Source organism: Serratia sp. TMDUHS_CL (assembly GCF_037137105.1).
In the GTDB taxonomy this organism is placed as follows: domain Bacteria; phylum Pseudomonadota; class Gammaproteobacteria; order Enterobacterales; family Enterobacteriaceae; genus Serratia; species Serratia nevei.
In genome coordinates this window covers 33,365-56,425 of sequence record NZ_JBBBDV010000017.1, presented here as the reverse complement: position 1 = coordinate 56,425, position 23,061 = coordinate 33,365, and the positions used below count along the sequence as shown (strand labels likewise).

Sequence of the window (23,061 nt, the reverse complement as noted above, 5' to 3'; positions counted from 1 at the left end):
GAATGAGCGTAATTATCGTTGGTGGCGGTATGGCGGGCGCGACGCTGGCGCTGGCTATCTCGTCGCTTACTCAGGGAAGAATGGTCGTGGATCTGGTCGAGGCGACTCGGCCGGATGACCGCAGCCATCCGGGCTTTGACGCCCGCGCCATCGCATTGGCGCAGGGCACCTGCCAACAGCTGGCGCGCATCGGTGTTTGGCCGGCGCTGCGCGACTGCGCCACGCCGATCACTCAGGTGCACGTCAGCGATCGCGGCCATGCCGGTTTCGTGAATCTGCGGGCGCAGGATTATCAGGTCGATGCGCTTGGCCAGGTGATCGAACTGCACGACGCCGGGCAGCGGCTGTTCGCGCTGCTGGCGAAGGCGCCGGGTGTTACGCTGCATTGCCCCGCGCGGGTGGTGGACGTGATTCGCACCGCAGAGCGGGCGGAAGTGCAACTGGATACCGGTCTGCGGCTGTGCGGGCAGCTGCTGGTGGCGGCCGACGGTTCGCGTTCGGCGCTGGCGCAGGCCTGCAACGTGCAGTGGCGGCAGGAGGAGTATCCGCAGTTCGCCACCATCGCCAACGTCACCACGGCGGAAGATCCGCAGGGGCGCGCCTTCGAGCGTTTTACCCGCTACGGGCCGCTGGCGCTGCTGCCGATGTCGCAGGGGCGCAGTTCGCTGGTGTGGTGCCACGCGCGCGAAGATCGCGCCCGGGTGGATGCCTGGGACGACGAGCGTTTTATCGCCGAGCTGCAACGGGCCTTCGGCTGGCGGCTGGGGCGTATCCTCAAGGCCGGTAAACGGCACAGTTATCCGCTCAGCCTGCTGACCGCCGATCGTCATGTCAGCCATCGTCTGGCGCTGGTGGGCAACGCGGCGCAGACGCTGCATCCGATCGCCGGGCAGGGGTTTAACCTCGGCCTGCGCGACGTGATGTCGCTGGCGGAAACGCTGGCGGAAGCGGTAGACAGCGGCGAAGACGCCGGCGGTTATGCGCTGCTGAGCCGCTATCAGCAGCGGCGGCAAAACGATCAGCAGGCGACGATCGGCGTGACCGACGGATTGATCCGCCTGTTCGCCAACCGTTATGCCCCGCTGGTGGTCGGCCGTAATCTGGGGCTGATGGCGATGGAGCGTTTGCCGGCGGTGCGCGACGCCTTCGCCAAGCGCACGCTGGGCTGGGTGGAACGTTAGACACAGAATCGGGCGCCCTGTGGCGCGCCCAAAACGCGGCGCGGCAAGGCGTCGCGCGTTATTTAAGGAAATCGAGCAGCATGCAATCATTTGACGTGATTATCGCCGGTGGCGGTATGGTGGGGCTGGCGTTGGCTTGCGGCCTGCAGGGCAGCGGGCTGCGCGTGGCGGTGCTGGAACAGCGCCAGCCGGACATGGCGCCGCCGTCGGAGCAGCCTACGCTGCGCGTCTCCGCCATCAATGCCGCCAGCGAGCGTTTGCTGCAGCACATCGGCGTGTGGGACGACATTCTCCAGCAGCGCGCCAGCGCTTACAACGCGATGGAAGTGTGGGAGCGCGACAGCTTCGGCAAAATCGCCTTCCGCGGCGACGAGTGCGGCTTCAGCCATCTCGGCCACATTATCGAAAACTCGGTGATCCAGCAGGCGCTGTGGAAACGCGCCGAAAGCCTGTCGGACATCACGCTGATTACCCCGGCCGCGCTCAAGCAGGTGGCGTGGGGCGAGAACGATGCCTTCGTTACGCTGGAGGACGGGCGCATGCTGACCGCCCGTCTGGTGATCGGCGCCGACGGCGCCCAGTCGTGGCTGCGCCAGCACGCCGACATCCCGCTCACCTTCTGGGATTACCGCCACCATGCGCTGGTGGCCACCATTCGCACCGAAGAGCCGCATCAGGCGACGGCGCGGCAAATTTTCCACGGCGACGGCATTCTGGCGTTCCTGCCGTTCAGCGATCCGCATTTGAGTTCCATCGTCTGGTCGGTGACGCCGGAAGACGCCGAGCGGCTTAAACAGCTTGAGCCGGAGCAGTTCAACCGCGAACTGGCGATGGCCTTCGATATGCGCTTGGGCGCCTGCAGCCTGGAAAGCGAACGGTTGGCGTTCCCGCTGACCGGCCGCTATGCGCGCAGCTTCGCCGCGCACCGCCTGGCGCTGGTGGGCGATGCGGCGCATACCGTGCATCCGCTGGCCGGACAGGGCGTGAACCTGGGCTTTATGGACGCCGCCGAGCTGATTGCCGAACTGCGCCGCCTGCAGCGGCAGGGCAAGGATATCGGCCAGCACCTCTATCTGCGCCGCTATGAGCGCCGCCGCAAACATGGCGCGGCGGTGATGCTGGCCAGCATGCAGGGTTTCCGCGAACTGTTCGACGGCAACCACCCGGCCAAAAAGCTGCTGCGCGACGTGGGACTGCGGCTGGCGGACAGCCTGCCGGGCGTCAAGCCAAAGCTGGTGCGTCAGGCGATGGGCCTGAACGATCTGCCCGAGTGGCTTGCCTGATACCTGCCTTCTGCGAGCCCCCAGCGGGCTCGCGCTTCTCGCCTTATGCCATCGTCTTTCCTTATATAACCCTTCATTTGAAATAATCTAATTTCAGCCTCTTTTTATCATTACTTTTTCTAATTCCATGTTCGGTTATCAAAAGTCGGAATCTCATGCGCGCCCGTCGGTTTGTTATATAACTTCGGAGTTTTGCCGCTTTAATTGTTAATTTTGTGCCTTAAAGCGCATTTTTCCAGTGAAAAACTCTGCACACTAGCCCGGCATTTTACCGCCCTGGAACGGCGATGAGCCTATTTTAACTTATGGTTAATGTGGTCGTTCGGTGATAAGTTCGAGGGAAAGGTATCGTTTGCGTCACGGCGGTTGCACGCAGTTTCCGCCCGTCCCGGCGCAGCATTTGTGTTGAGCAGTCAGTGCGCCATGGCGATCGGGCCGCGAGCCAGGCTCCGCCGCATTGCGTGGCAGCACCCTAACTTCTAGCGACGAGTGGAAAGAGGGAAAAGATGGCAAAGCAAACCCCACTGTACGACCAGCACGTGGCGTGCGGTGCGCGCATGGTAGACTTTCACGGCTGGATGATGCCGCTGCACTACGGCTCGCAGCTCGATGAGCACCACGCGGTGCGTCAGGATGCCGGCATGTTCGACGTGTCTCACATGACCATCGTGGATCTGCACGGCGCCCGCACCCGAGAGTTCCTGCGCTACCTGCTGGCGAACGACGTCGCCAAACTGACCCAACCCGGCAAGGCGCTGTACACCGGCATGCTGAATGCCTCCGGCGGCGTGATCGACGACCTGATCGTTTATTTCCTCACTGAAGACTATTTCCGCCTGGTGGTGAACTCCGCCACGCGCGACAAAGACCTGGCCTGGATTGAAGAGCACGCCGCGCCGTATGGCGTTGCGCTGACGGTGCGCGACGATCTGGCGCTGATCGCGGTACAGGGCCCGCAGGCCAAAGAGCGTGCCGGCACGCTGTTCACCCCGGAACAAAAAAGTGCGGTCGAAGGCATGAAGCCGTTCTTCGGCGTGCAGGCCGGCGAGCTGTTCATCGCCACCACCGGTTACACCGGCGAGGCCGGCTATGAGATCGCGCTGCCGAAAGAGCAGGCGGCGGATTTCTGGCAAAAATTGCTGGCCGCGGGCGTCAAGCCGGCCGGTCTGGGCGCGCGCGACACGCTGCGTCTGGAAGCGGGCATGAACCTCTACGGGCAAGAGATGGACGAAGGCGTTTCACCGCTGGCCGCCAACATGGGCTGGACCATCGCCTGGCAGCCGGAAGATCGTCGTTTCATCGGCCGCGAAGCGCTGGAACAACAGCGCGAGCAGGGCACCGAGCAACTGGTCGGCTTGATCATGACGGAAAAAGGCGTATTACGTAATGAGCTGCCGGTGCGTTTCACCGACGCGGCGGGGCAAACCCACGAAGGCGTAATCACCAGCGGTTCGTTCTCTCCGACGCTGGGCTTCAGCATCGCGCTGGCGCGCGTGCCGGCAGGTATCGGCGAGCAGGCCATCGTGCAGATCCGCAACCGTGAAATGCCGGTCAAAGTGACCAAGCCCGGTTTCGTTCGCGCCGGCAAGCCGCTGACAAATTGATTTTTTATTGATTGATTCTTTTATTTCTTCGAAGGAGTAACCGGCGATGAGCAATGTGCCAACAGAATTGAAATACGCATCCTCCCACGAGTGGGTTCGTTCAGAAGGTAACGGCGTTTACACCGTAGGCATCACCGAACACGCGCAGGAACTGCTGGGCGATATGGTGTTTGTCGATCTGCCGGAAGTGGGCCGCAAAGTCGACGCCGGTGAAGATTGCGCCGTGGCGGAGTCCGTCAAGGCGGCGTCGGACATTTACGCGCCGATCAGCGGCGAAATCGTGGCGGTGAACGGCGAGCTGGAAAGCTCCCCGGAGCTGGTGAACAGCGAGCCTTACGGTGACGGCTTCCTGTTCCAGATTAAAGCCGCCGACGAAGGCGAGCTGGCGAACCTGCTGGACGCCGCGGCTTATCAGGCCTCGATCGACGAGTAATCGTGACCACGCCCCAGGCCTTTTGGCCGGGGCGTTTTAGTTACCGCTCAAGCTATATCCCGTATCACGCAAGCATTCAGGAATTTGTAGCAATGACTCAGACACTCAGCCAACTCGAACACAGCGAAGCGTTCATTGAACGCCACATCGGCTCTTCTGCGGAACAACGCCAGGAGTTGCTGGCAGCGGTGGGCGCTCGCTCGCTCAGCGCGCTGATCCAACAGATCGTGCCGGCGGACATTCAGCTGCCGGGGCCGCCGCCGGTCGGCGACGCGGCGACCGAACACCAGGCGCTGGCTGAGCTGAAGGCGATCGCCTCGCAAAATCAGCGCTACAAATCCTATATCGGCATGGGCTACAGCGCCGTGCTGACGCCGCCGGTGATCCTGCGCAACATGCTGGAAAATCCGGGTTGGTACACCGCTTATACCCCTTATCAGCCGGAAGTGTCGCAGGGCCGCCTGGAAGCGCTACTGAACTTCCAGACCGTGACCCTCGATCTGACCGGCCTGGATCTGGCTTCCGCTTCGCTGCTGGATGAAGCCACCGCCGCCGCCGAAGCGATGGCCTTGGCCAAACGCGCCAGCAAGCTGAAAGACGCCAACCGCTTCTTCGTGGCTGACGACGTGCATCCACAGACGCTGGACGTGGTGCGCACCCGCGCCGAAACCTTCGGCTTCGACGTCATCGTCGATAAAGCGGAAAAAGTGCTGGAGCTGGACGGCGTGTTCGGCGTGCTGCTGCAACAGGTGGGCACCACCGGCGAGCTGCACGACTACAGCGCGCTGCTGGCTGAATTGAAATCGCGCAAAATCATCACCAGCGTGGCCGCCGACATCATGGCCCTGGTGCTGCTGACCGCGCCGGGCAAGCAGGGCGCCGACGTGGTGTTCGGCTCCGCGCAGCGCTTCGGCGTGCCGATGGGCTACGGCGGCCCGCACGCCGCCTTCTTCGCCTGCCGCGACGAGTTCAAGCGCTCGATGCCGGGCCGCATCATCGGCGTTTCCCGTGATGCCGCCGGCAACACCGCGCTGCGCATGGCGATGCAGACCCGCGAGCAGCATATCCGCCGCGAGAAGGCCAACTCGAATATCTGTACCTCGCAGGTGCTGCTGGCCAATATCGCCAGCCTGTACGCGGTGTACCACGGCCCACAGGGGCTGCAGCGCATCGCCGGGCGTATCCATCGCCTGACCGACATTCTGGCCGCCGGGCTGCAGAAGGCCGGCCTGACGCTGCGTCACAACACCTGGTTCGACACCCTGACCGTTGAAGTGAAAGACAAAGCGGCGGTGCTGGAACGCGCGCTGAGCTTCGGCATCAACCTGCGTACCGATATCCACGGCGCCGTAGGCATCACGCTGGACGAAGCCACCTCGCGTGAAGACGTGCAGACGCTGTTCGCACTGCTGGCCGGCGACAACCACGGCCTGGACATCGACGCGCTGGACGCGGCGGTGAGCAAGAGCAGCCAATCGATCCCGGCCGCCATGCTGCGTCAGGATCCGATCCTGACCCATCCGGTATTCAATCGCTATCACAGCGAAACCGAGATGATGCGTTACATGCACCGTTTGGAACGTAAGGATCTGGCGCTGAACCAGGCGATGATCCCGCTGGGTTCTTGCACCATGAAATTGAACGCCGCGGCGGAGATGATCCCGATCACCTGGCCTGAATTCTCCGAGCTGCATCCGTTCTGCCCGCCGGAGCAGGCTGCCGGCTACCAGCAGATGATCGGCCAACTGTCTCAGTGGCTGGTACAGCTGACCGGTTATGACGCGGTGTGCATGCAGCCGAACTCCGGCGCGCAGGGCGAATACGCCGGCCTGCTGGCGATCCGTCGCTACCACGAAAGCCGTAACGAAGGGGGCCGCCACGTCTGCCTGATCCCGAGCTCGGCACACGGCACCAACCCGGCCTCTGCCCAAATGGCGGGCATGAGCGTGGTGGTGGTCGCCTGCGACAAGAACGGCAACATCGATCTGCACGATCTGCGCGTCAAGGCAGAGCAGGCGGGCGAAGAACTCTCTTGCATCATGGTGACCTACCCGTCGACCCACGGCGTGTATGAAGAAACCATCCGCGAAGTGTGCCAGATCGTGCATCAGTTCGGCGGTCAGGTGTATCTGGACGGCGCTAACATGAACGCCCAGGTGGGCATCACCACGCCAGGCTACATCGGCGCGGACGTTTCGCACCTCAACCTGCATAAAACCTTCTGCATCCCGCACGGCGGCGGCGGCCCGGGCATGGGCCCGATCGGCGTGAAAGCGCACCTGGCGCCGTTCGTGCCGGGCCACAGCGTCGTGCAGATCGACGGCGTAACCACCCAGCAGGGCGCAGTTTCCGCAGCGCCGTTCGGCAGCGCCTCCATCCTGCCTATCAGCTGGATGTACATCCGCATGATGGGCGCGGAAGGCCTGAAGCAGGCCAGCCAGATGGCGATCCTGAACGCCAACTACATCGCTACCCGCCTGAAAGGCGCATACCCGATTCTGTATACCGGCCGCGATCACCGCGTGGCGCACGAATGTATCCTCGATATTCGTCCGCTGAAGGAAGAGACCGGCATCAGCGAAATGGACATCGCCAAGCGCCTGATCGACTTCGGCTTCCACGCTCCGACCATGTCGTTCCCGGTCGCGGGCACGCTGATGGTTGAGCCGACCGAGTCGGAAAGCAAGGTGGAACTGGATCGCTTTATCGATGCGATGCTGGCGATCCGCAGCGAGATCGATCGCGTCGCCAAAGGCGAATGGCCGCTGGAAGATAACCCGCTGGTGAATGCGCCGCACGTGCAGGCGGAGCTGGTCAGCGACTGGCAGCACCCGTACAGCCGCGAGCTGGCGGTGTTCCCGGTGGCCGGCGTGCGCGAGAACAAGTACTGGCCGAGCGTTAAGCGCCTGGACGACGTGTACGGCGACCGTAACCTGTTCTGTTCTTGCGTGCCGATGAGCGATTACGAATAACACGTTCGGCAAAGTTTGTGTTCGGGGGACACCGCATCATGCGGTGTCCCTTTTTATTTTATTGCGGCCTATTCTTTCCTGTACGTTCCCACGATTTGAGGAGTCACCATGCAAGCGGCAATCGTAACAGCGCTGGGGCAAGCCCCGGTTTTCGGCACCTTTGAGGAGCCCCTGGCGCAGGCGAATGAAGTGCCGATCGAGGTTCTGGCGGCCGGCATCAAACAGCTGGATCGCGCTACCGTCGCCGGCACCCATTACTCCAGCCCCAAGCAGTTGCCGATCGTGCCCGGCACCGACGGCGTGGGCCGGACGGCCGACGGGCAACGGGTCTATTTCGCCTCCTTCCGCCGCCCTTACGGCGCGATGGCTGAGCGCAGCGTCGCGTCATGGACGGTGCCGGTGCCGGAGGCGGTAGACGACGCCACGGCGGCGGCGCTGATCAATCCGGCCTTCGCCGCCTGGCTACCGCTGCGCTGGCGAGCGGATCTGCAGCCCGGTGAAACGGTGCTGATCATCGGCGCTACCGGCACCTCGGGCAAACTGGCGGTTGCGGCGGCGCGTCAGGCGGGAGCCGGGCGCATCGTTGCCGCCGGCCGTCGGCTGAGCGTGTTGGAGGCGTTGGGCGTGGATGCCACGGTGGATCTGAGCCTGCAGGGCGAGGCGCTGACGCAGGCCTTCGCGGCGGCGGCGGGGCCGGGCGGTTATCAGGTGATCGTCGATTATATCTGGGGCCCGGCGACCGAAGCGCTGCTCGCGACGCTCAATAATCACGATCTCTCGTCTTACGCCGGCGGGCGCGGCATTCGCCTGGTCAACGTCGGCTCGATGGCCGCGCCGGACATCCGGCTGCCGGCGGCGGTATTGCGCAGCAATCAGCTGCAGATCCTTGGCAGCGGCACCGGCAACTTCCCGCCGATCCCGGAGATGCAGCGCTACGCGACCGAAATTCTGGCGCTGGCGGCGACGGGCGCGCTCACTATCGAGACGCAGGAGCACGCGTTGGCGGAGATCGCCGAGGTGTGGGATCTGAACAAGAAAAGCGACGTGCGTTCGGTGATACGCATCGCCCGTTAGGCCCTTGCCGTTAACGGCAAGGGCAGACCAGGTGAATATCCTCCGGCTCGCGGGCGAACAGCTCGGCATCCGGGCGCTCGATGAGCCGGCAGCCTTGCGCCAGATAGAAGTCTACGGTGCTTTTGTTAGGGATGGAGGAGACGTATAGCCCGGCGGCGCCTTCCTGCGCCGCCTGACGCAGGCAGAGTTGAAACAGCTGCTTGCCCAGCCCCAGGCCGCGTTGGTGCGCGCTGACGTAAAAGAACAGCAGCTGGCGCAGATCCCGCTGCGGGCCGCGCGGCTCGGTGTCCAGCGCCGCCGCCGCGACGATCTCCTCGCCTTCGAACCGCGCGAAGAACGCGCCGCCGCGATCGAAGCAGGCTTCGTGGATTGGCGTATAGGTTTCCTGGTCGTGCGGATCCCAACCGCGCACGTCGTAGTAGTCCGGGTAGGCTTGCAGCTTGCCGTCCTGCAGGCGATACAGGGTGTCGATGACTTCACTGCGGTCGATATCCCATAGGCGGTCGAGTTGCTGCCGTTGCAGCAGAACAGGGGCGCTCATGATCGTTATTCACTCTCAGTCTGTGGCCGGTAACTTTCCGGCAAATCGATAATAAAACCGATGCCGCGATCGTCGAGGCCTTCGGTGACGCGCAGCTGCGCGCCGATTTTGTCGGCCAGGTTCCGGGCGATGGCCAATCCCAGCCCGCTGCCGGTTTGCTGCGTGCCGGGCACGCGGTAAAAGCGTTCAAACAGGCGCGGAAGGTGCTCTTCGCTCACTCCGGGGCCGTTGTCGCGCAACGTAATATAGCAGCCGAGCGGTGCCAGCGAACGGATATTGGCTTCGATGCGGCTACCGGGCGGCGCGTACTTGAGCGCGTTGTCCAGCAGATTGGTGAAGATGGCGATCAGCGCATGGCGATCGGTGTTTATCACCACGTCCTCGCTGCCGTCGAGTGAAAGTTCCACATCCTTTTCCAGCGCATAGGGGACGTGCTGCGCGATGCATTTGCCAATGTCGGCGTAGATGTCCACCGCCTCGATTTTCAGCGGAAAATCCTCCGCCTCCAGCTTGGCCAGGTTGATCAGCTGGCGCGACAGCGACGCCGCGCGATCCAGCCCCTGCTGCATGTCGCCGATGATCTCCCGGCGCTCCTGTTGCTCCGAGACCTGGGTCAGCAGATGCAGCTGCGCCAGCACGGCGGCGATCGGCGTGCGCAGTTCGTGCGCCGCATCGGCCATAAAGCGTTTTTCGCGCTGGTTGGCGGCGTCGATGCGCGCCATCAGCTTGTTGACCTCCACCACCACCGGCCGGATTTCCTGATACTGCTCGCTGACGTTGATCGGCGACAGGTTACCCGGCTGGCGATCGGAGATGGTGCGGGCGATCTGGCGCAGCGGTCGCAGGCTGAAGTAGGCGGTAAACAGCAGGGTGATGATGATCGCCGCCAGAATGCCCAGCAGCGGCATGGCGGTGCTTTCCGCCGGGTTACCGAACAGCGTGGTGCGATCGTTGAACGACTCGCCGACGATCACCCGATATTGGCGCTTTTCGCTCCAGCTGCCGGCAAGATGCCAGTTGGCGCCGGCGTACTTAACGGAGCCGGACAGCACCGAAGGCGGCAGGCGCAGCGGTTCTCCCTGCGTTTGCGAACTGTAAAGCACCCGGTTGTCCCGATCGTAAACCACGAACAGCGGGTGATAATCGATTTGATCCTGCATGCCGTTATTGATGGAATCAATGTACATGCCTTCAATGGTCTTGATGATGCCGCGGTAATCGATATTGTCGGTGCCGGTTTCATCGAGAATATTGGCGATACCCACGGCGACAATGCGTTGCTGGTTATCGAAATATTTTTCCATGTCGGGGTAATACCAATATTTCACCCAGGCGACGAGGATCCCCCACAATAATAAAATGGCCAGGACCTGGAAAATAATGGTGCGCATAAAGAAGGATTTGAAACCGATCATCCTGCTACTCTTTCTTCAGCAAATAACCAATGCCGCGTACGGTAATAATTCTTTCTTTACCGATCTTGCGCCGTAAATTATGCATGTGCACTTCCAGCGAGTTGCTTTCCACGCTGTCGCCGTGGCCGAACAGCCGCTGTTCCAACACCGCTTTGCGCACCACGGTGCCGGCACAGCGCATCAGCTCGTGCAGCAGGTGATACTCTTTTTTCGACAGCATCAGCAGTTCGTTATCCAGCGTCACCTGATGGTTTACCGGGTCGAGATACAGCGTGCCGAGGCTCCAGGTTTGCGAAGCGAAGCCCGCCATGCGTCGGTTGACCGCCTTGACGCGTGAGATGAGCTCGGGCAGCGCAAAGGGTTTGGCCAGAAAGTCGTCCGCGCCGGAATCCAGGCTGTTCACCAGGCTTTCGATGCGGTCGCGGGCGGTCAGGATGATGATGGGGATATTTTGCCCGGCGGCGCGCCAGGCGATTAGCTTTTGCAAACCGTCGCCGTCCGGCAGCGTAAGATCCAACAGCATCAGATCGAACCCGCCGGGTGAAAGTTTATTTTCCGCGTCCGCGAGCAGGCGCACCCAGCACAAATTAAAGCCGGTGAGCTCCAATGCGCGGCACAGCGCCTTGCCTAATTGCAGGTCGTCTTCCACCAACAGTATGTTCACGTTTGTTCCGCTGAGATCTTCAAGTCGCGATTATCTAACTATAACCCTGCCGGGAAGACAACGGGGAAACTCGCTTTGCCTGCGCGTTCTTAAGCAAACCTTAATCTGGCTTTAATCTCGCGTTAAGGGAACGCGGTGGAATTTCAGTTATTTTGCTGCCATTCGATACCACAACAGAAGGAGCGAAACATGCAGACTGACGGTTCCCCGCTCGCGGGCACCTCGCGGCGGCTGATATATGCAGGCGTGGCGGCCGTGCTCGTTCTGTTGATGCTGTCTTTTCGCGGCGACGCCCAGAGCCATGGCCATAGCGGCCTGCATGCTGCCGGCTTACAACGGGGGCATCAGGTGACGACGCCGGACGCCTACGGCTGCGTCAAAGCGCGCATTAAAAAGCAGCTGCGCCGCCTGGCTCAGCTTTAAAGCGTTTTTTAGCGCGCGGCTCTATACTCTGACGGGCAAACGGGGCGCCTGCGCGCAGGCCGCTGTGTTGATATCGCCAAGCAGAGAAAAACAATATGACGAAAGTGGCATTGGTCACAGGCGCGAGCCGGGGAATTGGTCGTGCGACCGCTTTGCTGCTGGCCCGGCAGGGCTATGCGGTGGGGGTGAATTACCTGCGCGACGAAAGCGCGGCGCGGCAGGTGGTGGCGGAGATTGAGGCGCAGGGCGGCAAGGCGCTGGCGCTGCAGGCCGACGTGGCCGATGAAGCACAGGTGATGGCGATGTTCGCTGCGCTGGACGCCGGGCTGGGCACGCTCAGCGCGCTGGTCAACAATGCCGGGATTCTGTTCCAGCAGGCGAACATTGAACAATTAACCGCCGAGCGCATCAATCAGGTGCTCGGCACCAACGTGACCGGTTACTTCCTGTGTTGCCGCGAGGCGGTGAAGCGCATGGCGCTGCGCCATGGCGGGCAGGGAGGCGCTATCGTCAACGTTTCCTCCGCGGCGTCCCGGTTGGGGGCTGCCGGAGAATACGTCGATTACGCCGCCTCGAAAGGCGCCGTCGATACCCTGACCATCGGGTTATCACGCGAGGTGGCGGCGCAGGGCATCCGCGTCAACGGCGTGCGGCCCGGATTCATCTATACCGAGATGCACGCCAGCGGCGGCGAGCCCGGCCGGGTGGATCGCGTGAAGGACAGTTTACCGATGCAGCGCGGCGGGCAGCCGCAGGAAGTGGCGGAGGCGATCGCCTGGCTGCTGTCTGACGTTGCGTCTTACGTGACCGGCACTTTTATCGAGGCCGCCGGCGGGCGCTGAACGAAGCCTAACCCTCGTGCAGCAGCGCGCTGCGGAACGACAGGATATGCGCCTGCGCGGCCTCGGCGGCGGCGGCGCTGTCCTGAGCGGCCAGCGCGGCGATAATTGCCCGGTGTTCGTCGATCACTTCGCGCATATGCCCTTCCCGCGACAGGGTGCTGGCCCAAAAACGCTGCGCCCTGGCGTGCAGCACGCTCAGGATATCCGCCAACATGTTATTGCCGGCGATCTGCGCCAGTTCCTGGTGAAATTCATGATCGAGTGTCATCATGCGCACCCTATCTCGCACCTGGCTCGCGGCTTCGATTTGCCGATTGAGTTCGGTCAGCGTCGCTATCTGCCTCTCGGTAATCTTCTGGCTTGCCAGCCGCATACACAGCATCTCGTTAGCGAGCCTCACTTCGATCAATTCCAAGGCATCGTCCATCGACAACGGTGAAACCATCACGCCCTTGCGCGGGATGACCTGCAATAACCCCTCGTTGGCCAAGCGGTGGATTGCCTGATTGATCGGCGTTCTGCCCATATCCAGGTCGTTCATCACCTGCGCGGTATTGAGATATTCGCCCGGCTTGTAGCTGAGCGTGACCAGCGCCTGTTTGAAACGCCGGTAGGCCAGCTCGTTCAGCGACACGCCGGCTTCTTCCGTCATCGGGCGCTGCGGGCTTTCTGCGTCAACAGTCTTCACGTTTTGCTCCTGCAAGAAGAAAGTTTTTAGACATAGTACACAAAAACATGGCATGGAAATCGCTTATTTGGTAACTAAAGATATAGTGAAATTTCACAGTGTTTTAACAAAAGGGACGAAACTGCCATGAGACTGACCTTCACTTTACCTGAATCCTGCGGCGCGGCGACGTTGAATGTTGAGATTGATCATCTGGTGATCGCCGGCTGGACCGGGCGCGATCGCGAAGCGATCCTGCACCATATTCGTGAATTGGCCGAGCTGGGCGTGCCCCAGCCCAGTGCAATCCCCCTGTTTTACCGCGTTGCGGTCAATCAGCTGAGCCAGCAAGAGGTCATTGAAGTGATCGGCAGCGCGACCTCCGGCGAAGCGGAACCGCTGATTTTTGCCCACCGCGGCGAACTGTTCGTGTCATTGGCGTCCGATCACACCGATCGTCAACTCGAAGCGCACAGCGTGGCGCTGTCGAAACAGATCTGCGTTAAACCGGTGGCGCGAGCCGCCTGGCCGCTGCAGGAGGTGTTGGAACATTGGGACAGTCTGATCTTGCGTTCGTGGATCAGGGAAGAGGGCCAATGGCGATTGTATCAACAGGGCTGTCTTGCCGCGTTGCGTACGCCTGGTGATTTGCTGGAACGTTACTTCACCGGTATGCAGCCGCCGGGGTGCGGGCTGGCGCAGCCGCAAACGCCCGACGGCTTTGCGATGACTTGCGGCACGGTGGCGGCGATCGGCGGCATTCGACCGGCCGGCGAGTTTCGCATGGAACTGGTGGACGAGGTACTTGGGCGAACCATCAGTCATCGTTACCGCAGCATCGAACTGCCGGTGGTGGCGTAATGAAAAAGCTGACTTTGATGCAGGCCTCCGTCGGGCTGGCTAGCGGTGAGTTCACCGCGGTGCAACTCACCGCCGCCGCTTTGGCGCAGATCGTCGATGAGCGCGGGGAGGGCGCGCGCGCGTTTACGCGAACATACACCGAGTGGGCGCAACGGCAAGCGCAGGCCTCCGATCGGCGACGCGCCGCCGGCTCGCCTCTGTCGGCGCTGGATGGCGTGCCGATCTCGGTCAAGGATCTGTTTGACGTGGCCGGTGAGGTGACCACGGCCGGTTCGCGCGTATTAGCGGACGCGCCAGCCGCTGAAAAACACGCTGCGGTAGTGGAACGGCTGTTGCAAGCCGGCGCGGTGGTGATTGGCAAAACGACGATGACGGAGTTCGCCTATTCCGGTTTGGGCATCAATCCGCATTACGGGACGCCGGCCAATCCCTGGGAGCGCCAGGCGGCGCGCATTCCCGGTGGCTCTTCTTCCGGTGCGGCAGTGGCGGTGGCCGACGGCATGTGCCTGGGCGCGATTGGCAGCGATACCGGTGGCTCGGTACGCATTCCCGCCACGCTGTGCGGGTTGACCGGTTATAAACCCACTGCACGGCGCATCAATGACGCTGGCTTACTGCCGCTGTCGCCTTCGCTGGATTCGATCGGCGTGATTGCCCATGACGTCGCCAGCTGTATTGCGCTGGATGCGCTGATTGCCGACTGTCCGCTGCGGGTGCCGCAAAAAACGTTGGCGCAGGCGCATTTTGCCGTGCCGCAAGCGGTGGTGCTGGATGAACTGCAGCCGGAAGTCGCCGGGGCGTTCCAGCGCAGCCTGCAATGCCTGAGTCAGGCAGGCGCACGTATTGAATTGATCCCCGCCACGGCGTTCGCCGAGCTGGCGGCGATCAATGCCGACGGCGGTTTCACCGCGCTGGAGTCCTGGCGCTGGCATCAAGCGTTGATCGCTGAACGGGGCGATGGCTATGACCCAAGGGTGCTGTCGCGCATTCGCCGCGGTGCATCCTTGGGCGACGCCGAGCTGCAGCTGTTGCAGCGACAACGCGCCGACTGGCAGCGGCGAGTTACGGCGGAGCTGCAGAGGTTTGACGCTTTGCTGATGCCGACCGTGCCGATGGTTGCGCCAACTATCGGCGAGCTGGCGGCGGATGATGCCTACTTCCGTTGCAACGGACTGATGCTGCGCAATCCCGCAGTCATCAATTTCCTCGACGGTTGCGCGTTGTCCTTGCCTTGCCAACAGCCAGGAGAGGCGCCGGTCGGCCTGATGCTGGCTGGGTTACCGATGCGTGATGAGGCGTTGTTGGGGTGGGCGCTGGCGATCGAGCGCTGCCTCGCCAACGCGTGATTTTCCGGTGGGCGCAGGCCTGCCTTTTGAGATGACCAGGAGAATATCCATGAACGATTCCCAGAACGGAATGCTGTTTGTCGCGACGGATGTCGCCACGCAGGATGATGCGGATTTCAATCGCTGGTATGACCGCGAACATGTGGAGGAGCGAGTGCGGGTGCCCGGCTTTTTATCCGGCACACGCTATCGGGCATTGCAGGGCGGGCGTCAATATTTGGGGTTGTACAAAACCGAATCGTTGGCCAGTTTTACTTCCGAAGCCTATCGCGCCGCGTTTCAACACCAAACGCCATGGTCGGTGGCCAGCCTGGAAAAAATGCGTGATCCAATGCGCCGAGTGTGTGCGGTGGAGGCGGTCACTGGCCAAGGGTGCGGCAGTCATCTCTGTATCTTCGTGCTGCCGTCGGCGGCATCGGAAGCGCTGCATGCCCGCATCTTGCAACTGGGCGCGCAGCTGGCTGAACAGCCCGGATTCGTGCGCAGCAGCCTGTTGACGCCGGATGCCGAACTCAGTTCCCCGCTGCCGAAAGAATCGCGAGAAAACCGCCGAATGCTGCCGATGCTATTGATCGAAAGCAGCGACGCCGAAGCCAGCCTGCGTTTAAGCGAGCAGGCCGCTGAAGCACTGAACATGCCCGCCGCCGATGCCTGGCATTATGCCCTTGGCTGGCAACTGACTGCACAGGAGCTGACATCATGAATGCATACACCACTGAAACGGCACAGGTTGCCGCACCGGCCGCAGAAAGTGCCGCCGCACCGCCCAATACCGGCAAACTGGCGGCGGCCAGCTCGATCGGCACGGCGTTGGAATGGTACGATTTCACCGTCTACAACATCATGGCCGCGTTGATTTTCAACCATGTATTCTTCCCATCGTTTGATCCGCTGGTGGGCACGATTCTGGCTTTCTCCACTTACGCGGTGGGTTATGTTTCCCGGCCGATCGGTGGCATCGTATTCGGCCACCTTGGCGATGTGTTGGGACGGCGCTTTGTACTGGTCACCACGCTGGTGATCATGGGCGTGACCACGGCGCTGATGGGATTGCTGCCCGGCTACGCCAGCTGGGGGATTTGGAGCCCACTGCTGCTGGTGACGCTGCGCTTTATTCAGGGCATTGCGCTGGGCGGAGAATGGGCGGGGGCGGTACTGCTGTCGATGGAGCACGGTAAGCCGCATCAGCGCGGGCGCAACGCGTCCTTTGCTCAGGTAGGGCCGTCCTGCGGTTCGTTGATCGGCACAGGCCTCATTACGCTGGTGACGTTGGCGATGTCGGCGGACGATTTCCAGCAATGGGGCTGGCGGATTCCGTTCCTGCTGAGTCTGGTGCTGGTCATCTTCGGTTTGTGGCTGCGCCGGGGTGTGGGTGAGACGCCGGCATTTTTGCAACTGGAGGCGTCGAAAGATGTTACGCAGTCGCCGATCCGCGAAGTCTTCACGCAGCACATGCGTCCACTGCTGATCGCCGGCGGATCGCGTATCGGCTCTGACGTGCTCTATGCGTTGGTGGTCGTGTTCACGTTGACCTACGTGACCACCGTGCTGAATCTGCCGCGCCCGCTGGCGCTGGGCGCCACCATGCTGGGGGCGATAGGCAACGCCGTCGCAGTACCGCTGTTTGGCGCGTTGTCGGATCGCTTCGGCCGTCGTCCGGTGTATATCGGCGGTGCATTGGCGGCGATAGTGTGGGCGTTTGCGTTCTTCGTCCTGCTCGACAGCAGTCAACCGGTTTTGATCTGTATGGCTGTGGTGATTGGGCTGTTGATCCATGCGGCGATGTATGGGCCACAGGCGGCATTCATCACGGAACAGTTCCCGACACGGGTGCGTTATGCCGGATCTTCGTTAGCCTATACCTTGGCGGGGATTATCGGTGGCGGCTTTGCCCCGCTGATCATCACTTCTTTGTTTAAATCTTACGACAGCACGCTGGCGATTTCCGCCTATGTCGCGTTGGCTCTGCTTATCACGCTTTGGGCGGTATGGGCGGCGCGGGAAACGGCGCATAAGCCGCTGTAAATAGAACGCCGGGCTACTTTGGGGCCGGCGTTCGGTCAAAACCACAAAAACGGTCATTAACGGTCATGTTGCGGAACGTGGAATTGTGACCGTTTACCGTTTCTTTTCTGCCTGTCTCAGACGCACACACATCATAACTGCCTGTTACTCCACACTTTCGTAATTATTCATTTCATTTCCTTCCCGATTTTTTTGACAACTATCACACCGCCATCGTTGACCGATCGCGGGGCGATGCGCTTTGCGTCTGCGCGCAAAACGCGGCGCGGCAAATCGATATCGTAATCATCGTCGTGGAGGAGAAAAGAAACATGCTGCCTGTAGAACGTCATCGCTTTATCACCGAAGTCTTGAGCCAGCGCGGCCGCGTGATGGTGCAGGAGGTGGCGCAGCTGTGCCATATCTCTATCGAGACGGCGCGGCGTGATTTGGCCTTGCTGGAACGGCGCGGCCTGCTGCTGCGCAGCCACGGCGGCGCGGTGTTCGTCGAGCCGCCGGCGGTGGAGAAAACCTATGTGCCCGCCGAAATAGACCAGGGGGAATCTTTCCGCCAGCGCAGCAACGAGGCGCCGGAGCAGAAAACGCGCATCGCCAAACGCGCGCTGGAATTTATCGCGCCAGGGGATTGTCTGCTGCTGGACAGCAGCTCCACCAGCTGGTTTTTGGCGCGCCAACTGCCGGATATCTCGCTGGTGGTATTGACCAACTCGCTGCACATCATCCAGACGCTGGCCTGCAAGGCCAACGTGCGCACCATCGGACTGGGGGGCGAGTATTCCGCCAAGTACGAGGATTTTATCGGCGTGCTGGCGGAACAGATGTTGAAGGAGTTTGTGATCAACAAGCTGTTCTTCTCCTGTCACGGCATCTGTCAGGACGGCGGCATCCGCGAGAGCAACGAGCACCATGCGCGGTTGAAGCAGCAGATGCTGCTGGTGTCGGAGCGCAAGTTCCTGCTGGTGGACAGCAACAAGTTCGGCCGCCGCTCGTTCGCGCGCATCTGCCACTACCGGGAGATAGATACCTTAATCACCGATCGGCTCAGCGACGACGAATTTCGTCAGGAACTGGCCTGGAACAACGTCGACGTGATTGAAGTTTCACCCGCCGCGAAAAGGGCGGCGCGATAACAACAACGAAAACCCTTTATTACAGCCAACACTTGTGGAGAGAGAACAATGAAAAAATCCGTACTGGTCGGTCTGTTTGCCTCGCTGCTGCTTTCGGTCTCCGCGCAGGCGGCGGACAAACTGAAAATGGGCGTGGTGGTGAAGATAGGCGGCATTCCCTGGTTCAACGCCATGGAGGCCGGCATCAAAAGCGAGGGCGCCAAACGCGGCATCGACGCCTGGATGGTCGGGCCGACGGCGGCGGACCCGGCGTTGCAGGTGCGCGCCATCGAAGATCTGATCGCGCAGAAGGTGGACATCATCGGCGTGGTGCCGAACGACGCCCGGGTGCTGGAGCCGGTGCTCAAGCGCGCGCAGGAAGCGGGCATCAAGGTGATCGTGCACGAATCCCCCGGCCAAAAATACGCCGACTGGGACTTTGAGCTGGTGGACGCCTCGCAGCACGGCGTCAACCACATGAAAGCGCTGGCCGCCTGCATGAAAGAGCAGGGCAAGTACGCGGTGTATGTCGGCAGCCTGACGGTGCCGCTGCACATCACCTGGTCAGACTCGGCGATCAACTACCAGAAGCAGCACTACCCGAACATGCAGCTGGTGGGCGACAAGTTCGGCGTGGGCGAATCGCTGGATGACAGCGTGCGCACCACCAACGATCTGATGGCCAAATATCCCGATCTGAAAGGCGTGCTGGCCTTTGGTTCACAGGGGCCGATCGGCGCCGGGCGCGCGGTGCTCAACCGCGGCAAAAGCAACGATATCTGCGTCATCGGGCCGTTCAGCCCGGGCCAGGGCGCTTCGCTGGTCAACCGTGGCGCCATCAAGGGTGGCTATATCTGGAATCCGCTGGTGGCGGGCGAAGTGTTCGTGCGCATCGCCGACATGATGCATAAGGGAGAAAAAATCACCGACGGCATGACCATCGAAGGCATGGGCAAGGTGCAGGTGGATGCGCAGCAGCACACCATTCTCGGCAACGCCACCGAAAGCCTGGATAAGCAAAACCTGCCGAAGCTGGTGAAGATGGGGCTGTAATCATGGCGATTTCCGGTAATACGGCAACGCAGGGCGCGCCGCTGATCGCGCTGCAGCAGCTGTCGATGACCTTTGGCGGCCAGCGTGCGCTGAACGCTATCTCGCTGGCGCTGATGCCGGGGGAAGTGCACTGCCTGGCGGGTACCAACGGCTGCGGCAAGAGTACGTTGATCAAGGCGATCGCCGGCGTGTATCAACCGGACGACGGCAGCCGCATCACCATCGACGGGCAAACCTTCGGTCGGCTGTCGCCGGATCAGGCGCGCGCCTTCGGCATTCAGGTGATCTACCAGGATCTGTCGCTGTTTCCCAACCTGACGGTGGCGGAAAACATCGCTTTCGAGCACAACCTGCATGGGCTGCTGGGATGGTACCGCCCGGCACGGCTGCGGCGCACCGCCGAGCGGCTGCTGCAGGAGCTGAGTTTCCATCTGGATCTCGACAAACGGGTGGCGGAGCTGCCGATCGCCCAGCGCCAGCAGGTGGCGATCTGCCGCGCGCTGGTGGCGGAGGCGCGGCTGGTGATCATGGATGAACCGACCGCCTCGCTGACCCGCACCGAGGTCAATCAGCTGCTGCGTACGGTGGATTACCTGAAAGCGAAAGGCATCTGCGTGGTGTTCGTCAGCCACCGGCTGGACGAGGTGCTGGAAATTTCGGATCGCGTCACGGTGATCCGCGACGGCAACAAGATCGGCACCTGGCCGGCGGCGGAGATCACCGGCGATCGTCTGACCGAGTTGATGACCGGTCTGAAGCTGGACTATCGCCTGAAGTCACCGAGCATGAATAAGGATCGGGTGATGTTGGAGGCGGATCGCCTCAGCCGCACCGGGCAGTATCAGGACGTGAGCTTCCGGCTGCATCAGGGCGAGGTGCTCGGTCTATGCGGCCTGCTCGGCTCCGGGCGCACCGAGCTGGCGCTGAGCCTGTTCGGCATGACCCGGCCGGACAGCGGCAAGCTCTACCTCGACAGCAAACCGGTGCGCTTTCGCGGCCATGAGGACGCGATCAAAGCCGGCATCGGCTACGTCTCGGAGGATCGCCTGACGCTCGGCCTGGTGCAGCAACAGTCGGTGGCGGACAACGCGGTGCTGACCATTCTCGATAAGCTGCGCGGGCGTTTTCGCCTGATTGACGACTACCGCAAGAATCGCATCGTCGCGGAGTGGATCGCCAAACTTGGCGTGCGGGTGGCGGATCCGGAGCAGGCGGTTTCGACGCTGTCCGGCGGCAATCAGCAAAAGATCGTGTTGGCCAAGTGGGTGCTGACCCAGCCGCGGATCCTGATCCTCGACTCGCCGACCGTCGGCGTCGACGTTGGCGCCAAGGCCAGCATCTATCAACTGATCCATCTGCTGGCGCAGGAGGGGATCGCCATTTTACTGATCTCCGACGAGGTGCCGGAGGTGTATTACAACTGCGATCGGGTGCTGCACTTCAGCGGCGGCAGCGTGATCGGCGAATACCTGCCGGGGCAGGTGAGCCAGCAACAGCTGGCGGAGGCGGTCAATGCGTAGATTCAGCCTGAAACCGCGCGGCAACGAAGGCTACCTGGCCTGGGTACTGCTGCTGACGGTCATCGTTTTTTCGCTGCTCAGCGATCGGTTTTTGACGATGCAAAACCTGCTCGATCTCAGCGAAAGCTATGCGGTGAGCGGCATTTTCGCCCTCGGCCTGTTCGTGGTGCTGGTGACCGGCGGTATCGATATCTCCTTCGCGGCGGTGGCCTCGGTGGTGCAGTACCTGATCGCCACGCTGGCGACCCACTACGGGCTGGCCAGCCCGGCGGGCAGCATTTTGCTGGCGTTGGCGATCGGCGCCGCGCTGGGCATGGTCAACGCGCTGTTGATCTACTGCCTGCGCATCGTCTCGATCATCGTCACCATCAGTATGCAGGCGTTGTTGTTCGGCATGCTGATGTGGCTGACCAACGGCCGCAGTCTGTACGCGCTGCCGGACTGGTGGACGCTGCCGCGCAGCGTGCTGCCGTTTCAGCTGGGTGAACAGAGCTATCAGCTCGGTTTGCCGACGCTGGTGATGCTGGCGGTGGCGCTGCTGACCTGGCTGCTGCTGAACAAGACGCACCTCGGGCGCCAGCTGTTTGCCGTCGGCGGCGATGCGGAGTCGGCGCGGCGCATCGGCATCCGCGTCGGCCTGCTGCACCTGTTCGCCTATGGCTATCTGGGCGTGATGGCGGCGATCGGCGGCCTGGTGCAGGTGTACCGCATGGGGGAGGTGGTGCCCAATGCGCTGGTGGGCGGTGAGCTCGATGTACTGGCGGCGGCGGTGCTGGGCGGCGCCAGCCTGAACGGCGGCAAGGGCAGCGTGATCGGCACGCTGATGGGCGTATTCCTGATCGGCGTACTGAAAAACGGTCTCAACCTGATCGGCGTGTCCAGCTACTTCATGAACGTGGTGATCGGCCTGGTGATCGTCGCGGCGATTACCGTCACCCACTACAAGAAACGCAAAGAAACCGACGTCGGTTTCGCCTGAGGAGCGCCTGATGGGCAACTACCTGAAATTTCGTCCGGACGGCACTGCCGTCGGCCTGTTGGCGCTGCTGGTGGCGGTGGTGCTGGCCTTCAGCCTGCTGATGCCGGGGCGCTTCTTCAGCGGCGCCACCTTCACCAGCGTGGCGTTCCAGCTGCCGGAGCTGGGCCTGCTGACCCTGGCGATGTTCATCCCGATCCTCAGCGGCGGCCTGAACCTGTGCATTATCGCCAGCGCCAACCTGACCAGCCTGCTGATGGCCTGGCTGTTCATCAGCTATCTGCCGCCGGACGCCGGGCTGGGGCTGCAGGCGCTGTGGCTGGTGTTGGCGCTGGCGGCGGCGATGCTGCTGGCCGTGATGATCGGCGCGGCGACCGGCGCGTTGGTGGCCTACGTCGGCGCGCATCCGATTCTGGTGACGCTGGCCACCATGACCACGGTTAACGGCATCGGTATCTATCTGACGCGCGGTGCGGCCCTGAGCGGCATGCCGGAGATCGTGCGGTTTATCGGCGCTGAGCGCGTGCTGGGCGTACCGGTACCGCTGTGGATCTTCCTGGCGGTTGCCGTGCTGCTGGCGCTGTTCTTGCAGAAAACCCGGCTCGGTAAATGCATCTACATGAGTGGCAGCAACATCAACGCCACCCACTTCAGCGGCGTGAATACCCATCGGGTGCTGATCGCCATTTACACCCTCTCCAGCCTGCTGTGCGTGATCGCCGGGCTGGTGATGATGGCGCGCTTCAACTCGGCGCGCATGGGCTACGGCGACTCTTATCTGCTGCTGACGGTGCTGGCGATCATTTTGGGCGGCACCGATCCGTTCGGCGGTTTTGGCCGGGTCAGCGGCGTGGTCCTGGCGCTGGTGGTGCTGCAAGTGATCGCCACCGGTTTGAACCTGATGAACGTCAGCCCGCATTTCAGCCTGGCGATGTGGGGCGCGGTGCTGATCGCAGTGCTGGCGCTGAAGTTTTTCCGCCATCGCTATCGGCAGCGGCGGGCGATGCGCCGCAGCGCGGCCCAGGCCAGAGCCGCAGCGGGCCACTGATCCTTTTCCCTTTTGCGCAGGATA

The 23,061-nt window shown here is 62.1% G+C and carries 21 protein-coding genes; 17 read left to right on the top strand and 4 right to left on the bottom strand.

All coding sequences use genetic code 11. The features are described from left to right. Positions 1-2: 2 nt before the first annotated feature. From ubiH to WCL58_RS23270, 6 genes are all read left to right on the top strand, one after another. Positions 3-1,181, top strand: coding sequence for a 2-octaprenyl-6-methoxyphenyl hydroxylase (ubiH, locus tag WCL58_RS23295; RefSeq protein ID WP_336851657.1), 1,179 nt, complete (start codon positions 3-5; stop codon positions 1,179-1,181). Positions 1,182-1,261: 80 nt separating this feature from the next. Continuing rightward, complete coding sequence (gene ubiI / locus WCL58_RS23290) at positions 1,262-2,464, top strand: FAD-dependent 2-octaprenylphenol hydroxylase (protein ID WP_060441304.1); 1,203 nt, start codon at positions 1,262-1,264, stop codon at positions 2,462-2,464. Positions 2,465-2,970: 506 nt separating this feature from the next. Next, a complete protein-coding gene (gcvT, locus tag WCL58_RS23285; RefSeq protein WP_004931631.1) occupies positions 2,971-4,068 on the top strand; it encodes a glycine cleavage system aminomethyltransferase GcvT in 1,098 nt (365 codons plus the stop codon). Positions 4,069-4,114: 46 nt separating this feature from the next. Continuing rightward, a complete protein-coding gene (gcvH, locus tag WCL58_RS23280; RefSeq protein WP_336851656.1) occupies positions 4,115-4,501 on the top strand; it encodes a glycine cleavage system protein GcvH in 387 nt (128 codons plus the stop codon). Between the two features lie 92 nt (positions 4,502-4,593). Next, entirely contained in the window at positions 4,594-7,473 is a 2,880-nt protein-coding gene (gcvP, locus tag WCL58_RS23275; RefSeq protein ID WP_336851655.1) for an aminomethyl-transferring glycine dehydrogenase, read from the top strand. 108 nt (positions 7,474-7,581) lie between these two features. After that, positions 7,582-8,547 carry a quinone oxidoreductase family protein gene (locus tag WCL58_RS23270; protein ID WP_049199252.1) on the top strand — a complete coding sequence of 322 codons (966 nt, stop codon included), beginning with the start codon at positions 7,582-7,584 and terminating at the stop codon, positions 8,545-8,547. 10 nt (positions 8,548-8,557) lie between these two features. Here the strand turns inward: WCL58_RS23270 and WCL58_RS23265 are convergent, their stop codons facing one another. Genes WCL58_RS23265 through WCL58_RS23255 form a run of 3 tightly spaced genes read right to left on the bottom strand, consistent with a single transcriptional unit; the run spans position 8,558 to position 11,167 of the window. Beyond that, positions 8,558-9,088 (bottom strand): GNAT family N-acetyltransferase, encoded by a 531-nt coding sequence (locus WCL58_RS23265; protein WP_060422828.1) that lies wholly within the window; start codon positions 9,086-9,088, stop codon positions 8,558-8,560. Between the two features lie 5 nt (positions 9,089-9,093). Beyond that, positions 9,094-10,503: an ATP-binding protein gene (locus tag WCL58_RS23260; RefSeq protein WP_049199249.1), complete on the bottom strand. Its 1,410-nt coding sequence runs from the start codon at positions 10,501-10,503 to the stop codon at positions 9,094-9,096. Between the two features lie 4 nt (positions 10,504-10,507). Further along, positions 10,508-11,167, bottom strand: a complete 660-nt coding sequence (locus WCL58_RS23255; protein ID WP_019455640.1) for a response regulator — start codon at positions 11,165-11,167, stop codon at positions 10,508-10,510. Positions 11,168-11,356: 189 nt separating this feature from the next. On the opposite strand from WCL58_RS23255, the gene WCL58_RS23250 reads away from it, so the two are divergent. Both WCL58_RS23250 and WCL58_RS23245 read left to right on the top strand, forming a co-directional pair. After that, positions 11,357-11,590, top strand: coding sequence for a hypothetical protein (locus WCL58_RS23250; RefSeq protein ID WP_060422831.1), 234 nt, complete (start codon positions 11,357-11,359; stop codon positions 11,588-11,590). Between the two features lie 95 nt (positions 11,591-11,685). After that, the gene (locus WCL58_RS23245; RefSeq protein WP_336851654.1) at positions 11,686-12,432 is read left to right on the top strand and encodes an SDR family oxidoreductase; all 747 of its coding nucleotides are present in this window, start codon (positions 11,686-11,688) and stop codon (positions 12,430-12,432) included. Positions 12,433-12,439: 7 nt separating this feature from the next. On the opposite strand, the gene WCL58_RS23240 is transcribed toward WCL58_RS23245, so the two are convergent. Continuing rightward, the gene (locus WCL58_RS23240) at positions 12,440-13,084 is read right to left on the bottom strand and encodes a GntR family transcriptional regulator (RefSeq protein ID WP_336851668.1); all 645 of its coding nucleotides are present in this window, start codon (positions 13,082-13,084) and stop codon (positions 12,440-12,442) included. Between the two features lie 162 nt (positions 13,085-13,246). Between WCL58_RS23240 and WCL58_RS23235 the strand changes: the two genes are divergently transcribed. The 9 genes from WCL58_RS23235 to WCL58_RS23195 all read left to right on the top strand — a co-directional run bounded on the left by WCL58_RS23235 (position 13,247) and on the right by WCL58_RS23195 (position 23,037). Further along, complete coding sequence (locus WCL58_RS23235) at positions 13,247-13,960, top strand: DUF2848 domain-containing protein (protein ID WP_336851653.1); 714 nt, start codon at positions 13,247-13,249, stop codon at positions 13,958-13,960. Then, positions 13,960-15,306: an amidase gene (locus WCL58_RS23230; RefSeq protein WP_336851652.1), complete on the top strand. Its 1,347-nt coding sequence runs from the start codon at positions 13,960-13,962 to the stop codon at positions 15,304-15,306. The genes WCL58_RS23235 and WCL58_RS23230 overlap by 1 nt, the downstream gene beginning before the upstream one ends. Before the next feature lie 49 nt (positions 15,307-15,355). Further along, positions 15,356-16,009 carry a hypothetical protein gene (locus WCL58_RS23225; RefSeq protein WP_336851651.1) on the top strand — a complete coding sequence of 218 codons (654 nt, stop codon included), beginning with the start codon at positions 15,356-15,358 and terminating at the stop codon, positions 16,007-16,009. Continuing rightward, on the top strand, positions 16,006-17,331 hold the full coding sequence (locus tag WCL58_RS23220; RefSeq protein ID WP_336851650.1) for an MFS transporter: 1,326 nt from the start codon (positions 16,006-16,008) through the stop codon (positions 17,329-17,331). Before WCL58_RS23225 ends, WCL58_RS23220 begins: the two co-directional genes overlap by 4 nt. A gap of 311 nt (positions 17,332-17,642) precedes the next feature. Continuing rightward, entirely contained in the window at positions 17,643-18,461 is an 819-nt protein-coding gene (locus tag WCL58_RS23215) for a DeoR/GlpR family DNA-binding transcription regulator (RefSeq protein ID WP_336851649.1), read from the top strand. Between the two features lie 48 nt (positions 18,462-18,509). Then, a complete protein-coding gene (locus WCL58_RS23210) occupies positions 18,510-19,493 on the top strand; it encodes a substrate-binding domain-containing protein (RefSeq protein WP_060422843.1) in 984 nt (327 codons plus the stop codon). A 2-nt stretch (positions 19,494-19,495) separates the two neighbouring features. Next, a complete protein-coding gene (locus WCL58_RS23205; RefSeq protein WP_060441311.1) occupies positions 19,496-21,013 on the top strand; it encodes a sugar ABC transporter ATP-binding protein in 1,518 nt (505 codons plus the stop codon). Further along, entirely contained in the window at positions 21,006-21,992 is a 987-nt protein-coding gene (locus WCL58_RS23200) for an ABC transporter permease (RefSeq protein WP_141960184.1), read from the top strand. Before WCL58_RS23205 ends, WCL58_RS23200 begins: the two co-directional genes overlap by 8 nt. A gap of 10 nt (positions 21,993-22,002) precedes the next feature. Beyond that, positions 22,003-23,037: an ABC transporter permease gene (locus WCL58_RS23195; RefSeq protein WP_038871213.1), complete on the top strand. Its 1,035-nt coding sequence runs from the start codon at positions 22,003-22,005 to the stop codon at positions 23,035-23,037. The last annotated feature ends 24 nt before the right edge of the window (positions 23,038-23,061 follow it).